The sequence below is a fragment of the Arthrobacter sp. J156 genome (genome assembly GCF_056172865.1).
Genome location: NZ_CM149650.1, coordinates 3,276,935 through 3,291,860, shown reverse-complemented (window position 1 = coordinate 3,291,860; position 14,926 = coordinate 3,276,935). Strand labels below are relative to the sequence as shown.

Below are 14,926 nucleotides of genomic sequence, written 5' to 3'. Positions count from 1 at the left end.
GGGCCGGTCCGGGCAGCCGCGCTTCAGGCCCTGACGCGCGGCAGCTCGGACCACTCGGTGGTGTACTTCGGCGAGGAGAACTCGCGCTTCATCGACCACGCGGCGGGTTCGGCGAGGCCGCCCTGCCCGAGCCCGATCGCGGCCTCCCCGAACCGGGCCCGAACGCTGCCCAGCAGGGCACCGAGGCCTTCGACGCCCCCGGTCGGATCCGCCGCGCGCCCGGGCCGAGCGCCCGCCCGGCCACCCGCCGCCCCGCCGCCCGGGGCGCCGGCGGCGGCATCGGCGTCGTCCTCCCCCTCCGCCAGCCCGGAGAAGAGGTCCAGCTGCTCCGCCTGCCCGCCCCGTCCCAGGCCCGAGAGCATCACTCCCGCGCGGACGTACGCGGCGCCCGGCTCGAAACGACCCCGCATCGCCGCGACCGCGGCCCTCGTGATCCGGATCGGATCGTCCGTCGGCACCGGCAGGGGCACGGAGGCGCTCGGGAACGACTGCGTGCCGTGGGCGAAGCGGCTCGTCCCGGCACTCACCGTCACGACCGACGCGCGCAGCCCCTTGGCCGCAAGGCGTCCGGCCGCCTTCTGCGCGTAGACGGACATGACCTCCTCCATCTGCGCCGCCGTGTCCACGGGCGTCGAGAAGCTGCGCGAGAACATGACCTGCTGCTGGTCCGCCCGCTCGTCGACCGGCGCGATGCATGGCGTGCCGTTCAGCTCCAGGACAGTCCGCTGCATGACCACCGAGAAGCGCTTGCGGATCATCAGCGGGTCTGCGGCCCTGAGCGCGGCGATCGTGCCGATGCCGAGCGCGGCGAGCTTCTCCCCGCTCTTGCGCCCCACGCCCCACACGTCCGTGGCGGGCAGGCGGGACTGGATGCGCTCGAGCTCCCCCGGCGGCAGCGAGCCGAGCGAGCACACTCCGCCGAGTCCCGGATTGCGCTTGGCGACGTGGTTGGCGAACTTCGCGAGGGTCTTGGTGGGCGCGACGCCGACACAGACGGGGACGCCGACGTGGAGTGCGACGGCGGAGCGCACCTCCCGCGCCGTGCTCGCCAGCACGTCCTCGCCCGCCTCCGGCAGGCCCAGGAACGACTCGTCGATCGAGTAGACCTCCTGCCACGCCCCGAAGCGGCCGATGACCTCCATGACGCGCGCCGAGAGGTCGCCATAGAGCTCGTAGTTGCTCGAGCGGGCCACGAGGCCCCAGGCGGCGGCGTGCGGGGCGACCTGGAACCACGGCGTGCCCGTGGCGATCCCCAGGTCCTTGGCCTCCTGGGAACGCGCGACGACGCAGCCGTCGTTGTTCGAGAGGACGACGACGGGGCGGCCTTCCAGCCACGGGTCGAACACCCGCTCGCAGGAGACGTAGAAGTTGTTGACGTCGACGAGGGCGAACATTGCCTCCCCTAGAGCCGGTGCAGGCAGCGCGTCGCGACGCCCCACACGGTGAAGTCCTCCGGCACGGGATCCCCGGGCCGCCGCGCGGCGGGGCCGGGCTGGTGGCCGGAAACGGGGCGGGAGCCAGGGCCGGATCCGGGACCGGGCTCGGCTTCCAGTCGAGGCCCGCCGCCGCCGAGGCGCAAGCGCCTCACGAGCAGCTCGCCGTCCACGACGGCGACCACGACCGATCCGTCCCGCGGCGCGAGCGAACGGTCCACGATCAGCTCGTCGCCATCGCAGATGCCCGCGCCGGACATCGAGGACCCCTCCACGCGCATCAGGAACGTCGAGGTGCGGTCAGAGATCAGGTGGCGGTTGAGGTCGATGCCGCCCTGGAAGTAGTCCCGCGCCGGGGATGCGAAGCCGGTGGGCTCGGCCGCGCTGCCCGGGGGCGCCGGGCGGCGCGGGGCGGGGTCGACTCCGAACACGGCGGCCACCTGCTTTCGAACACAGTTTCTAGTGCCCCAGCTTAGCACCGGACCCGGCCTGCCGGTGTCCTCCGCCGTTCAGTCCGCCGTCAGCCGCTGGGCGAGCATCACCAGGATCCCGCTGGGCCCCCTCAGATACGTGAGCCGGTAGAGCCCGGCGTACTCGGCCACGCCGCGCAGCGGGTGGCAACCGTGCCGCGCCGCGGTCGCCAGGGCGGCGTCGATGTCCTCCACCGAGAAGGCCACCCGGTGCATGCCGATCTGGTGCGGACGCGTCGGCTCGGACTCGAGCGCCGGGGGATGGATGTACTCGAAGAGCTCCAGCCGGCCCAGCCCGTCGGGCGTCTGGAGCAACGCGATCCTGGCGTGGTTGCCGTCGAGCCCCACGGCAGTATCGGCCCACTCGCCGCTGACCGTGTCGCGGCCGAGCTCCGTCAGGCCGAGGTCGGTGAAGAAGGAAACCGCGGCGTCGAGGTCGCGCACCGCGATCCCGACGTTCTCCAGCTTGATGCCCATGCCTGGAAACGTAGCAAGGACCCGCCAGCGGCACCAGAGCCGCGCCGCCGTCGTCCTGGGATATGACGGGCCGCAAGGCGCGCCCCGCCGCGGGACCCTAGACTCGAGGCATGCAGGAACTCGCGGCCGCGGCCGGACCCGGACTGGAACTGCTGGGGTGGATCGCGCTCGCCGCGGCCCTGGCGTTCTTCGCGGCGTCCGCCGTGCACCGCCTCCTGCTGCGGCAATGGCAGTCCGCGCCCTACGTCCTGATGGTCCTCGAGGGGCAGCGGTGCGCCGTGTGGACCACTCCGGAAGGAGGCATGGTCAGCCACGCGCTCGCAGACGCCGTCCAGGAGCGCGGTACCGATCCGGGACGAGCCGGGGACGCGTCGGAGCACGGGGGCGTCATGCAGGCCGGGAGCCCGTCGGAGACCGGCGGGACGGTCTACTACCAGCAGCATCAGGACGGGCGCTGGCAGTTCACGCCGCCCGAAGACCACAGCCGCCTCCTGCGGGGAGCGGGCTGGATCCTGTTCGCGCTCTTCGCCCTGACGCAGCTGCTCGGCCTGGCGGCGGCCGTCTAGGCCGGACGGCCCGCTGCTTTTCCCCGCGGAGCGGCGTATCGTTGAAAGACAGGAAGCCGTCATCGGTTGACGAGGAGGTCGCCGTCATGAGCCTTTTCAAGCGCAACAAGTCCGCACGGGCCGAGGCCAAGGACGTGGCCCAGAAGGATGCCCCCGCGGCCGCGCCTCCACAGCCGATCTACAAGTACCGGATCAACGAGGAGCTCGCGAACCGGCTCGCCATGCGCGCCTACGGAGACGCGAACCACGACGGCAAGCCGGACATCCCGCGGGTCCCGTACGGCGGCTGAGCCCCGCGGCCTGATCGCGGGCCGCGCCGTCGTCATCCCCGGGCGCCCGCCGGGGCTTTCCCCGGCATCCCGCGCCCGAGACCGCGCCCCCGCCGGAACGTCTCTGGTGGGGCGTGCCCCGCTCCCGCGCACTTTTCACGGCTCCTGCGCGTTTTAGCCGCGCCTGAACCGCCCCGAGCAGGGCGTTCAGGAAAGGTTGAAGCGAAAAGTGCGCGGGGAGGGGTTAGGCGTCGACGGTGATGACCGTGTAGACCGGCTTGCGGCGCAGGGCGCGGTCGGACCAGCGCACGAGGGCCTGTCCGATCGCCTGCTCCGCGTCCGGCCCGGTCTTGCCGCCCTTGAGGCCGGCGAGCGTCTTCTCGACGATGCCCGTGGCCTTCTCCAGGTCCTTCTCGCTCAAGTCGAAGCCAACCGGGAAGAACTCCGGGTCCTCCTCGAGCTTGCCGCTGTCCGGATCCACGATGAGCAGCACGGTCACGGCGCCGTCCTCGGCCAGGCGCAGGCGGTCGGCGAGGGACTCCTCGGTCGCGGCTCCGGCCACCATGTTCTCGACGTACACGTACGCGGCCGGCACGCGGCCGGTCACCTTCGCGACGCCGTCCTGCAGGTCGATCACGACGCCGTCCTCGACGACGAGCGCCTGCTTCGGGTCCACGCCCGTGCGGATCGCCAGCTCGGCGTTGGCCTTGAGGTGGCGGTGCTCGCCGTGCACCGGCATGACGTTCTTCGGCCGCACCAGGTTGTAGCAGTAGACGAGCTCGCCGGCGGAGGCGTGTCCGGAGACGTGGACCTTCGCGTTGCCCTTGTGGACCACGTTGGCGCCGAGCTTGGTGAGGTCGTTGATGAGGCGGTAGATCGCCGTCTCGTTGCCCGGCACGAGGGAGGAGGCCAGCAGCACGGTGTCACCCTCGGCCAGGTCGATGTCGTGGTTCTGGTTGGCCATGCGGGCCAGCGCGGCCATGGGCTCGCCCTGCGAACCGGTGCAGATGATGACGGCCTTGTGCGGGGCCATCTTCTCCACCTCCTTGTAGTCCACGAGGACTCCGCGGGGGATCTTCAGGTAGCCGAGCTCGCGCGCGGTGGTCATGTTCCGCACCATCGAGCGGCCCATGAAGGAGACCTTGCGCCCGTACTTGTGGGCGGAGTCGATGACCTGCTGGATGCGGTGCACGTGGGAGGCGAAGCTCGAGACGATCACGCGGCGCGGTGCGGTGCGCATGACGTTGTCGATCGCGGGCAGCAGGTCCGCCTCGGCGGCCATGAAGCCCGGAACCTCGGCGTTGGTGGAGTCCGGCAGGAAGATGTCCACGCCCTCCTCGCCGAGCCGCGCGAAGCCGGCGAGGTCGGTGATGCGGCGGTCCAGCGGGAACTGGTCCATCTTGAAGTCGCCGGTGGCCAGCGCGAGGCCGGCGGGCGTGCGGATCGCCACGGCGAGGCCGTCCGGGATGGAGTGGTTCACGGCGAGGAACTCGAGGTCGAACGGGCCGAGCTTCTTGGTGTCGCCCTCCTTGACCAGCACCGTCTTGGCGTTGATCCGGTGTTCCTGGAGCTTGGTCTTCAGGAACGCGAGCGTCAGCTTGGCCGAGATCACCGGGATGTCCTGGCGCTCCTTGAGCAGGTACGGGACACCGCCGATGTGGTCCTCGTGGCCGTGCGTGAGCACGAGGCCGACGACGTCGTCGAGGCGGTCGCGCAGATAGGAGAAGTCAGGCAGGATCAGGTCCACGCCCGGGTGCTGCTCCTCCGGGAAGAGGACGCCGCAGTCCACGATGAGCAGCTTGCCGCCGTACTCGAAGACGGTCATGTTGCGGCCGATCTCCCCGAGGCCGCCGAGGCCGATGATGCGCATGGCCCCCTTCGGCAGGGCAGGCGGGTTCTGGCGGTGCGGGTGACGTCGGGTCATGTTATCCATCTCTGTATGCGGACCCGGTACGACGCCGGTGCGCCGCCCCGGAGCCTTGCGTGCGGTTCGTGGGGGTACCGGCGGCCTCGACGGCGGTCCGGTGGTGCGCCGCGCTCGCATGGCGCGGCGGGAAGTCTTCCCCAAGGGTATCAGTGCACCGCGTGCCGCCCGTCCCGCCGGCCCCGTGGAGTAACTGCCCACTTCTCCCCGGACCGGCCCGGCGTGTCGGCCGGACACGCCGGGTCACGCACGGTCGCGGCGCCGAGAAGTGGGAAGTCCTCCAGGGCTCAGCCAGCGGCCACCGCCGCGCGGGCCGCGTCCAGGTGCGCCCCGCCGCGGTAGCGGGCGCCGTGGTGGGTGTCCGGAAGCCGGCTCCGGCCGGGACCGAAGATCCGCTCCCGCAGCGTGGTCCCCGGGGCGTGCTCGCCGGCCAGGCGGCCGCGCCGGCGCAGCTCCGGGACCACGAGCTCCCCGAAGTCCCGGGCCGTTCCGAAGGAGTGGTACTGGCGGAGGTTGATCCCGTCGATCCCGTCCTCGTCGAGCCAACGCTCGATCTCGTCCGCCACGACCCCCGGCGTCCCCGATACGAAGTAGCGCCCCTCGCGGCCGGAGCGCACGTTCTCCAGCAGCTGCCCCGCCGTTGTCCCCGGGGCCAGGGTCCGGGCGAGGGGCACGCCGAGCTTGCCCTCCGCGGCGAGGATGTCCTGCACCGGGGTCTGAGGCGGGTAGGCGGTGGGATCGATCGCGAATCCGCCGTGGGCGAGGATCCCCTCGACGGAGCTGTGCCGGCGGTATTCGGCCAGCTTCCGCGACGCCTCCTCCTCCGTGCGGCCGACGACGACGCCGGCCTGCACGATGCACTTGACGTCGTCCCGCTCCCGCCCGCGGCCCTGCGCGGCGTCGCGGATCGTGGAGGCGTTGGCCCGGAAGTCCGCGGCCGTGCGCCCGCCCGTGAAGACGACCTCGGCGTGCTTGCCGGCGAAGTCGATCCCGGCCGGTGAGCCGGTGGCCTGGAACAGCACGGGCGTGCGCTGCGCGGACGGCGCCACGAGGTGCGGTCCGGCGACGGAGAAGTTCTCCCCGACGTGGTGGATGTAGCGGACCTTGTCCGGGTCCGTGTAGACCTTCCGCTCCCGGTCCTCCACCACGGCGTCGTCGTCCCACGAGCCCTCCCACAGCTTGTAGAGGACGTCGAGGTACTCGTCGGCGATCCGGTAGCGGGCGTCGTGTTCGATCTGCTCGGCGAGGCCGAAGTTGCGGGCCGCGTTGGAGAGGTAGGAGGTCACGATGTTCCAGCCGAACCGCCCCCGGGTGAGATGGTCCAGCGTCGCGGCGCGGCGGGCGAACGCGAAGGGCGGCTCGTAGCTCGTGGAGAACGTCGCCCCGAAACCGATCGAATCCGTCACGGCCGCCATCGCGGGGACCACGAGGAGCGGGTCGAGGTTGGGGATCTGCAGCCCCTCGCGCAGCGCCGTCTCCGGGCCGCCGCGGAAGTCGTCGTAGGCGCCGACGACGTCGGCCAGGAAGACCGCGTCGAATCCCGCGTCCTCGGCCGTCCGGGCGAGCTCGAGCCAGTAGTCCAGGTCCGCCGTGCGGTGGCGGTTGTTGCCCTCGAGGACCCACAGGCCATGCGTGATGTGGCTGACGCAGGCCATCTCGAACAGGTTGACGATGAGTTTCTTCGGCTCGCGGCCGCTGGTGGTGGTCATGGGGGCTTTCGGATCGTGGGTTCTGGGTGGATGGGCGGCGGGTGCGGCCGCCCGCGTTCAGCCGGCGCCTTTCAGCCGGCGGGCAGGGCCGCGTGCGACGTCCGCTCCCGAGCGTCGACGGCCTCGCGCCCGCGGGAGACGAAGAGCGGATCCCGCGCCCGTTCCCCGTGGACGCGGCCGGCGAGCGCGTCGAGCCGTTCGATCGAGCCGGCCCCCAACGAGATGCCAGCGGCGGCGACGTTCTCGTCGACCCGTGCGCTGCGCCGCGTCCCGGGGATCGGAACGACGGGCACGCCGAGTCGGCGGCCGGCGGCGTAGACCCAGGCGAGCGCGGTCTGGGCTGGCGTCAGCCCCTCCGCCGCCGCGACGGAGGCGACCGCCTCGACGAGGGGCGCGTTGCGGACCGCCGCGAGCGGATCGAAGCGGGGGAAGCGCCGGCGCGCATCGGCGTCGTCCAGCGCCATCCCGGACGCGGCGGCGCCCGCGAGCTGTCCCCGGCCGAGCGGGGAATAGGCGACGAAGCCGATCCCGAGCCGGCGCACCGTCGGCAGCACGCGCTGCTCCACGTCGCGGCTGAAGACCGACCACTCGCTCTGCACGGCGGCCAGCGGATGGATCCTCTGCGCACGCTCGATCTCCCCGGCCGTCGCCTCCGAGAGTCCGATGTGCCTGACCTTGCCCGCGGCGACGAGGCCGGCGAGCGCGGCCACGGTCTCCTCGATCGGCACGAGCGGATCCACGCGGTGGCAGTAGTAGAGGTCGATCTCGTCGATGCCGAGGCGCAGCAGGCTCGCGTCCACGGCGCGGCGGACGTAGGCCGGATCCGCCTGGATGCGCGGCGTCCCCGGCCCGCCGCCGTGCCGCAAGCCGAACTTGGTGGCGAGCACGACCTCGTCCCGGCGCGTGCGCAGGACCTGGGCGAGGAGCTCCTCGTTGCGGCCGCTGCCGTAGACGTCGGCGGTGTCGAGCAGCCGGATGCCCCGGTCCAGCGCGTGGTGGACGGTGCGCAGGGACTCGGACGGCTCGGCGGGGCCGTAGGAGTCGGTCAGCACCATGGCGCCGAGGCCCTGGGCGGGGACGGCCAGCCCGTCGCCGAGCCGGAGGCCGGGCAGGAGCGTCATGGCTTTCCTTCGTCGGTCGTGGTGGAGTCCTCCCCCGTGACCGTTTGCGGCGCGGCGGGGTCGTGGGTCTGGTTGGCCAGGTCCAGGGACGTACCCCAGAGCTGGATCCGTCCGGTCAGCAGCTGTTCGCCGACCGAGCGGAGGCGGTAGTTCACGGGGTTGTGGCTCGCGACGGTCCGGGCGTTGCGCCAGTGCCGGTCGAGGCGCAGCGTGGTGCTCGTGGCGGAGGCGCCGCCGACCTCGAAGACCTCGGTGGCGGCGTCGAGCACGAGCTGCAGGACGACCTGCTGGGTCTTGAAGACGTCGAGCGCGAGCCTCCCGGACTCCCGCTGCTGCTCCTCGTCCGTCCCGGCGCGCCGCCCTCCGGCCGCCGCGCGGGCGTAGGCGCCGATCGCGGCGGCCTGGCCGGAGACGACGAGCCGGGCGGAGTGGGCCTTGGCCGCCACGCTGCCCACGACCGCCTGGACGAGGTGCTGCTCGCGCGGCACGAGTTCGCCGACGTGGGCGAACGTCCGGCGCCGCGGCGTGACGAACGCCACCGCGTCCTCGAGCGCGGCCCGGGCGATGCCCGCGGCCACGGCGAGCAGCACGGTCTGGAAGACGGAGACGCCGAACCCGACGTGCGGGTTGGTCGTGTCGAAGGCCGTGACGTCCTCCTCGTCCACGGGGACGGCATCGAGGGTCAGCCCTCCGCTCGCGGTCAGCTGCTGCCCGAAGCCGTCCCAGTCGTCGACGACCTGGACGCCCGGGTGGTCCGCGCGGACCAGGACGTTGTGCCTCACGCCGTCGGCCACGGCGCTGAGCGAGATCCAGTCCGCGTAGATGCTGCCGGTCGTGTAGTACTTGGTCCCGGTCACCGTGCGGCGGCCCGGGCCGCCGTCGAGCCGCGTCCCGATCTCGGTGAGTTCTCCCCGCTCGGACGCCGCGTTGCCGATGAGGGCGCCGGCGGCGATCCGGCGCAGCCAGGCGTCGCGGTACGTCCCGGGGGCGCGCAGGAGCAGGTTCTCCACGTGGGCGATGTGCCCGCGGAAGAGGTGGGCGACGTTGGAGTCCGCGGCCGCGAGGTCGATCAGCAGCTCGGTGAAGTCCTCGAACTCCACGCCGCGCCCGCCGAACTCCTCCGGGACCCGCAGCGCCGTGAACCCGGCCTCCTTGAGCTCCTGCACCACGAGGAACGGCAGCTCGCGCCGCTTCTCCCGCTCCACGGCGCCGTCCCGGATCCGGGCGAAGAGGGGTGCGAACTCCTCCCTGAGCGCGTCGGCGCCCACGGGGGACGTCCTGTGCCGGATGGCCGTGGCTGTCATGGCTGTGCCTTTCTCTGGCCGGCCGCGGCGCCGCGGCCCGGAATGGAATCGATGAGCCGGCGCGTGTACGCCTGCCCGCTGTCCTCGAAGACCCGGCGCACGGCCCCCGTCTCGACGAGCCGTCCCCGTTCCAGGACGGAGACGTCGTCGGCGATCTGGCGGACCAGGCTCAGGTCGTGGGTGATGAACAGGTAGCTCAGCTCCTGTTGCTCGCGCAGCTCGAAGAGCAGTTCGACGACGCGCGCCTGGACCGTGACGTCCAGGGCGGACGTCGGCTCGTCGAGGACCAGGATGTCCGGCGCGAGCACGAGCGCGCGGGCGATCGCGACGCGCTGGCGCTGCCCGCCGGAGAGCTCGCGGGGGCGCTTGTCCAACACCTCCGCAGGCAGGGCCACGCGCTCCAGGACCTCCCGCACGCGTCCGGCGCGGAGGGCGTCGGAGGCCGCGTGCGGCCCGGTACGGTGCAGCCGCAGCGGCTCCTCGATGCTGCGCCGGACGCTGAACTTCGGGTCGAGCGCGGCGAGCGGGTTCTGGTGGACGAGCTGCAGCTGCCGCGCGTAGGGATTGGCGTGCTGCGGCCGGCTCTCCAGGACGCGTCCGTCGACGACGACCCGGCCGGCGCCGAACCCCTCGAGGCCCGCGACGACGCGCGCGATCGTGGTCTTGCCGGAGCCGGACTCCCCCACGAGGGCGTGCGTCGAGCCCCGGCGGAGCGTGAAGGAGACCCCGTCCACGGCCGGCGGCCGCCCCTCGGCCCCGCCGTAGTGCTTGACGAGTCCCTCGACGACGACGGCGGCGTCCGCCCCGGTTCCCGTTGCGGAACCGTCCGGCGCGGCACCCGCGCGGGCCCCGGCGTCGTCCTGTCCCGCCCCGGCACGCCGGGCCAGGACCTCGATCCGTTCCGCGTACTTGTCCGGCGAGGTCGCCGGCGCGTCCGCGAAGAGCTGGCGCGTGTAGGGGTCTTCCGGCGCGGCGAGGACCCGGCGGGTCGCCCCGTGGTCGACGAGCCGGCCGTGGTTCAGGACGGCGAGCGCGTCGCTCCTCTCCGCCGCGAGCGCGAGGTCGTGCGTGATGAACAGGACGGCGAGCCCGAGCTCCCGCTGTAGTTCGCCGAGCAGGTCCAGGATCCTCTTCTGCACCGTGACGTCGAGCGCGGAAGTGGGCTCGTCGGCGATCAACAGCTCGGGCCGGCCGGCGATCGCGATCGCGATCAGGACGCGCTGCAGCTGCCCGCCGGAGAGCTCGTGCGGGTAGGCGTCGAGGCGCCGGGCGGCATCGTGGATGCCCACGTGCTCCAGCAGCTCCACGGCCCGGGCCGCGACCGTCGCCCGCGTGGCGTCGGTGTGCAGGCGCAGGGCCTGCCCGAGCTGGCGGCCCACGGTCTGCAGCGGGTCGAGGGAGCCGAGGGGGTCCTGCGGCACGTAACCGACGCCGGTGCCGCGCAGCGAGCGCCACTGGCTCCGCGTCCACGCGGTCGCGTCCCGCCCGGCGACGTGGATCGTGCCCGCCGTGACATGCCCCGACAGGGGCAGCAGCCCGCCCGCGGCCTGGGCGATCGTGGACTTGCCGGAGCCGGACTGGCCCACGAGCGCCAGGGTCCTGCCGCGCTCGAGGAGCAGGTCGACCCCGTGCACGACCTCGCGGGCGTTCCCGCCGTGCCCGTAGGCGATCCTCAGGCCCTCGAGGCGCAGCGCCGGGGCGTCGGGGCCCGCGCCGGCTCCGCCGAGGGTTTCCCGGGACGACGGCGCGGCGGGGCCCGGGACGCCGGGGTGGCCTGGGCCGGCGGGGGTGGACGTGTCGAGGGCGGTGCTGGTGCTGGTGGTCATCGGAGGGCCTCCTGCTGGGAACGGACCAGGGCGGCGACCCGGCTGATGGACAGGACCGTCAGGACGATCACGAGCCCGGGCAGCAGGGTCAGCCACGGTGACGAGACGATGTACTCGCGGCCCTCGGCGACGAGCAGGCCCCACTCCGGATGGGGTGGCGGGGCGCCGTAGCCGAGGAAGCTCAACGCCGCGATCCAAAGGATCGAGGAGCCGAACTGCAGCGCCGTCATGGACAGCACGGCCGTGTAGGAGTTGGGCAGCACGTGCCGGAACAGGACCGTGCCGGGGCCGGCGCCGATGTGGTGGGCCGCCTCGATGAACGGCAGGTTCCGCACCGTGAGGACCTCCGAGCGCATGAGCCGGGTGAACGTGGCCACCGAGGCGATGCCGACGGCGATCGCCGCGTTGATCGTGCCGAAGCCGAGGGCCACGACGACGACCATGGACAGCAGCAGCCCGGGGATGGAGAGCAGGACGTCGACGATCCGGCTCACGACCGCGTCGACCCACCGGCCGAAGTAGGCGGCGACGAGGCCCAGGAGCGATCCCACGCCGAGGCCGATCGAGACGGCCACGAGCGAGGCGCCGATGGTGCGGCCCGTGCCGTGGACGACCCGGGAGAGCGAATCGCGGCCCAGGTAGTCCGTGCCGAACGGGTGGGCCGGGCTCGGCGGCAGCAGCGTGTTGCCGGGCGAGACCTCGAGCGGGTCGTAGGCGGCGATCCACGAGGGCGCCGCGATGGCCAGCAGCAGTACCGCCAGGAAGGCGAGGGCCACCCAGTCGCCGAGCACGATCCGGGTCCCGGACCGGCGTCCGGACGTCGTCACGGGCAGGGTCTGCGCGCTCATGCCGTCACCCCCCGGGGCTGGTCCGTGGACGCGGGGCGCTCGGCGGCAGGACCGCCGCCCCGGGGCGTGATCCGCCGGTCGATCACGGGGTAGAGCAGGTCGGTGAGCAGGTTGACGAGCGTGAAGATCACGGCGACGAGCATCACGATCGCCTGAACCACGGGTCCGTCCTGCGCCCGGACGGCCTGCTCCGTGATGAAGCCGAGCCCGGAGCGGTTGAAGACCGCCTCGGCGATGACGGAACCGGCGAGCAGCTCCCCCACCGTCAGCCCGAACAGGGTCAGCGCGGGGATCGAGGCGTTCTTGAGCACGTGCTCCCCGAAGATCCGTGATTCCGGCACGCCCTTGGCCCGCAGCACGGCGACGAACGGCTCGGCGTAGGCGTGGCGCAGCCCGTGGATCAGTACCTGGGCGATCGGGGCGCTGACGCCGATGGCCAGCGTCACGGCCGGCAGGACGAGCGACTTGAAACCCTCGTCGCGGATGGAGGAGAACCAGCCGAGCTGGTAGGCGAAGACCTGCAGCAGCACGAGGCCGACGAGGAACCCCGGGGTCGCGAGGGCGATCACCGGAAGCTTCTCCGCGAGTCCGCGGGCCCAGCGCCACGGCGCCAGGACCGCCGTCGCCGCGATCACGAGCGACAGTGCCAGGGCCAGCACGAGGGCGAGCCCGGCGAGCGTGATGGTCTCGGCGAAGCCGTCCCGGATGAGCTCGGCGACGGGTCGGCCCGTGCCGAGGGAGTAACCCAGGTCGCCCTGGAACAGGCGGGTCACCGAGATCCAGAATTGTTCCAGTCCGCCGCGGTCCAGGTTGTAGTAGGCCAGGATCGCCGCGGCCTGCTCGGCCGGGATCGGATTCTGCGGGTTCTCGATCCGGCTCTTGACCGGGTCGCCCGGCAGCAGGAACAGGACGTAGAACACGAACACGTAGGTCAGGGCGATCACGAGCAGCGACTGCCCGACGCGTTTGAGGACGAGGAAGCGGTGCTGCATGGCCCTACTTCCGCTCGGTCCAGGTCTCGTAGAAGTGCGGGCGCGCCTCGGAGCTGAACGTCAGCTCGTGGACGGTGGATGCCACGCCGAACACCTGCGTGTCGTTGATGATCGGCAGGGCGTAGGCCTGCTCGACGATGCGCTCCTGGATGTCCGCGATGACCTCCTCGCGCTCCTCGACGCCCGGGGCGGTCAACTGCGCGGCGAGCAGCGCGTCGAGCTCGGCATCCGGCTCCTGGAAGGCAAAGGAGTTCGAGCCGCCGCTGCTGTAGCCGATGCTCAGCCGCGTCGTGTCCGCCTCGGGCCAGCCGTTGCGCAGCGCGCCGACGTTCGGGTCCGAGTAGACGGAGGAGTAGTTGGCGTAGTCGGTCTCCTTGATGTCCAGGTTCACGCCGATCGCCTTGAGCTGCCACTGCACGAGCTGGAAGAGCGGCTTGGCCGTGGAGTCGTAGACGTCGACGTAGGTGAGGATCCGCAGCTGCTCGCCGTCCTTGGTCCGGTAGCCGTCGGCGTCGCGCTCCGTCCACCCCGCGTCGTCGAGCAGCGCGTTGGACCTCTCGGCGTCGTACTCGAACAGCTCGGAGACGTCCTTGTACCCGACGGATCCCGGCGTGATGATGCTCGTGGCCGCGGACCAGTTCTCCGTGTAGAGGTCGTCGATGATCTGCTGACGGTCGATCCCGTGCTGCAGCGCCTGGCGCACCCTGACGTCGTCGAGGAACGGGGCGGACTGCTTCAGGTCCCACACGTTCGCGTTGCCCACGCCCTGCCGGGCGACGACCTCGAAGCCGGCGTCCGTGAGGGTCTTCTCCTCGCTGGGCTGGATGTAGCGGATGACGTCGGCTTCGCCGGCGCGCAGCGATCCGAGCCGGACGCTGTCCTCCGTCACGGGGATGATCGTGACCTTCTCCAGGTACGCCTCGCCCTGATTGGCGAGGCCCTGCGGCGCCCAGGCGTAGCCCTCGCGCCGGGTCAGGACGATCTCCTCGCCGTACTTCTCCGATTCGACGACGAACGGTCCCGAGCCGATGATGCCGCTGAGCTGCTGCTGGGTCTCGATCGGGGCCTCGATGGTCTCGTCCGCGACGATCGCGGAGCGCCAGAAGGACAGGATGGCCAGGAACGCCGTGCTCGGGTGCTCGAGCTGGACGGTGACCGTCTGCGCGGCGTCGTCCGCCGCGATGCCGGCGATGCGGGGGAACCAGTTGTTGGCCGGGATCCCCTTGGCCTCGTCCCCGGTGATCTGCCACTCGAGGTTGCGCTTGACGGCCTGGGCGTCGAGGGCCTGACCGTTGCTGAAGCTCACTCCGTCGCGGATCGTGAAGACGTAGCTCAGCCCGTCGTCGCTGACGCTCCACTCCTGCGCGAGCCACGGTTTGATCTCCTGTGTGGCGGGATCGCGGTAGACCAGGCGGTCGGCGATGTTCTCGATGTACGCGGAGTCCTGCCACGTGCCGCTGGACTGCAGCTGCGTGTTCCGGGACAGCTCGGCGTCGAGGTAGACGATCTCGCCGCCGTGCTTGTCCCGGCTCCCCGCGGCAGCCGATCCGCCGGCGTCGGCGGGGCCGCCGCAGGCCGTGAGCGCCAGGGCCAGGGCGGCGACGAGCGACGTCGCGGCGGTGGTGCGGGTGATGGCGGTCGTGAAGGTGCCCATGGTCCTCGTCCTCGGTGGTCTCTTCCCCGCAGAAACGCTCTGGCGGGTGTCCAACCACTGTGGACGGAAGGGCCGGGCGCGGCCGAGGGCGCTAACGACGACGACGCCGCATGGAGCTGCGTGACGCGGCGGGCCCGGAGACCGCTCCATCCGGGGACATGCGGGGTCATCCGGCGTCACGGGCCGGAACCGGGCTTAACCCTCGCCCGGCCGATGCCGGGCCCCGCGGCGCTCCAGGCATCGCCCCGCGGGACGGCCCCGCCCGGGCTGCCGGAGGACTTCCCGTTTCTTCCGGGCCGGGCCCGGCGTGTCGGCCCGACACGCCGGGTCCAG

13 protein-coding genes are annotated in these 14,926 nt (G+C 72.2%); 2 read left to right on the top strand and 11 right to left on the bottom strand.

Going from position 1 to position 14,926, the window contains the following annotated elements:
* Positions 1-23 precede the first annotated feature (23 nt).
* From AC0QR5_RS15300 to AC0QR5_RS15290, 3 genes are all read right to left on the bottom strand, one after another.
* Entirely contained in the window at positions 24-1,394 is a 1,371-nt protein-coding gene (locus AC0QR5_RS15300; protein ID WP_329862463.1) for a Y-family DNA polymerase, read from the bottom strand.
* Positions 1,395-1,402: 8 nt separating this feature from the next.
* Positions 1,403-1,864, bottom strand: a complete 462-nt coding sequence (locus AC0QR5_RS15295; RefSeq protein WP_329862465.1) for a LexA family protein — start codon at positions 1,862-1,864, stop codon at positions 1,403-1,405.
* Positions 1,865-1,942: 78 nt separating this feature from the next.
* Positions 1,943-2,380: a VOC family protein gene (locus AC0QR5_RS15290; protein ID WP_329862467.1), complete on the bottom strand. Its 438-nt coding sequence runs from the start codon at positions 2,378-2,380 to the stop codon at positions 1,943-1,945.
* A 110-nt stretch (positions 2,381-2,490) separates the two neighbouring features.
* Here AC0QR5_RS15290 and AC0QR5_RS15285 point away from each other — a divergent pair, with 110 nt between their 5' ends.
* Positions 2,491-2,946 carry a hypothetical protein gene (locus AC0QR5_RS15285; protein ID WP_329862469.1) on the top strand — a complete coding sequence of 152 codons (456 nt, stop codon included), beginning with the start codon at positions 2,491-2,493 and terminating at the stop codon, positions 2,944-2,946.
* An 86-nt stretch (positions 2,947-3,032) separates the two neighbouring features.
* Entirely contained in the window at positions 3,033-3,236 is a 204-nt protein-coding gene (locus tag AC0QR5_RS15280) for a hypothetical protein (protein ID WP_329862471.1), read from the top strand.
* 223 nt (positions 3,237-3,459) lie between these two features.
* Here the strand turns inward: AC0QR5_RS15280 and AC0QR5_RS15275 are convergent, their stop codons facing one another.
* From AC0QR5_RS15275 to AC0QR5_RS15240, 8 genes are all read right to left on the bottom strand, one after another.
* Positions 3,460-5,139 carry a ribonuclease J gene (locus tag AC0QR5_RS15275; RefSeq protein ID WP_329862472.1) on the bottom strand — a complete coding sequence of 560 codons (1,680 nt, stop codon included), beginning with the start codon at positions 5,137-5,139 and terminating at the stop codon, positions 3,460-3,462.
* Positions 5,140-5,426: 287 nt separating this feature from the next.
* Positions 5,427-6,848, bottom strand: a complete 1,422-nt coding sequence (locus AC0QR5_RS15270) for an NtaA/DmoA family FMN-dependent monooxygenase (RefSeq protein WP_329862473.1) — start codon at positions 6,846-6,848, stop codon at positions 5,427-5,429.
* A 71-nt stretch (positions 6,849-6,919) separates the two neighbouring features.
* Entirely contained in the window at positions 6,920-7,969 is a 1,050-nt protein-coding gene (locus AC0QR5_RS15265; protein ID WP_329862475.1) for an aldo/keto reductase, read from the bottom strand.
* On the bottom strand, positions 7,966-9,273 hold the full coding sequence (locus AC0QR5_RS15260) for an acyl-CoA dehydrogenase family protein (RefSeq protein ID WP_329862477.1): 1,308 nt from the start codon (positions 9,271-9,273) through the stop codon (positions 7,966-7,968). Before AC0QR5_RS15260 ends, AC0QR5_RS15265 begins: the two co-directional genes overlap by 4 nt.
* The gene (locus tag AC0QR5_RS15255) at positions 9,270-11,099 is read right to left on the bottom strand and encodes a dipeptide ABC transporter ATP-binding protein (RefSeq protein WP_430970732.1); all 1,830 of its coding nucleotides are present in this window, start codon (positions 11,097-11,099) and stop codon (positions 9,270-9,272) included. Before AC0QR5_RS15255 ends, AC0QR5_RS15260 begins: the two co-directional genes overlap by 4 nt.
* Entirely contained in the window at positions 11,096-11,947 is an 852-nt protein-coding gene (locus tag AC0QR5_RS15250; protein WP_329862481.1) for an ABC transporter permease, read from the bottom strand. Before AC0QR5_RS15250 ends, AC0QR5_RS15255 begins: the two co-directional genes overlap by 4 nt.
* Positions 11,944-12,939 (bottom strand): ABC transporter permease, encoded by a 996-nt coding sequence (locus tag AC0QR5_RS15245; RefSeq protein ID WP_329862483.1) that lies wholly within the window; start codon positions 12,937-12,939, stop codon positions 11,944-11,946. The genes AC0QR5_RS15250 and AC0QR5_RS15245 overlap by 4 nt, the downstream gene beginning before the upstream one ends.
* Positions 12,940-12,943: 4 nt before the next feature.
* Positions 12,944-14,593: an ABC transporter substrate-binding protein gene (locus AC0QR5_RS15240; protein WP_329862485.1), complete on the bottom strand. Its 1,650-nt coding sequence runs from the start codon at positions 14,591-14,593 to the stop codon at positions 12,944-12,946.
* Positions 14,594-14,926: the final 333 nt, after the last annotated feature.

Coding starts and splice junctions, on each gene's coding strand:
- AC0QR5_RS15240 (WP_329862485.1), bottom strand. CDS start 14,593: ATGGGCACCTTCACGACCGCCATCACCCGCACCACCGCCGCGACGTCG.
- AC0QR5_RS15245 (WP_329862483.1), bottom strand. CDS start 12,939: ATGCAGCACCGCTTCCTCGTCCTCAAACGCGTCGGGCAGTCGCTGCTC.
- AC0QR5_RS15260 (WP_329862477.1), bottom strand. CDS start 9,273: ATGACAGCCACGGCCATCCGGCACAGGACGTCCCCCGTGGGCGCCGAC.
- AC0QR5_RS15300 (WP_329862463.1), bottom strand. CDS start 1,394: ATGTTCGCCCTCGTCGACGTCAACAACTTCTACGTCTCCTGCGAGCGG.
- AC0QR5_RS15270 (WP_329862473.1), bottom strand. CDS start 6,848: ATGACCACCACCAGCGGCCGCGAGCCGAAGAAACTCATCGTCAACCTG.
- AC0QR5_RS15280 (WP_329862471.1), top strand. CDS start 3,033: ATGAGCCTTTTCAAGCGCAACAAGTCCGCACGGGCCGAGGCCAAGGAC.
- AC0QR5_RS15265 (WP_329862475.1), bottom strand. CDS start 7,969: ATGACGCTCCTGCCCGGCCTCCGGCTCGGCGACGGGCTGGCCGTCCCC.
- AC0QR5_RS15275 (WP_329862472.1), bottom strand. CDS start 5,139: ATGACCCGACGTCACCCGCACCGCCAGAACCCGCCTGCCCTGCCGAAG.
- AC0QR5_RS15250 (WP_329862481.1), bottom strand. CDS start 11,947: ATGAGCGCGCAGACCCTGCCCGTGACGACGTCCGGACGCCGGTCCGGG.
- AC0QR5_RS15285 (WP_329862469.1), top strand. CDS start 2,491: ATGCAGGAACTCGCGGCCGCGGCCGGACCCGGACTGGAACTGCTGGGG.
- AC0QR5_RS15255 (WP_430970732.1), bottom strand. CDS start 11,099: ATGACCACCAGCACCAGCACCGCCCTCGACACGTCCACCCCCGCCGGC.
- AC0QR5_RS15290 (WP_329862467.1), bottom strand. CDS start 2,380: ATGGGCATCAAGCTGGAGAACGTCGGGATCGCGGTGCGCGACCTCGAC.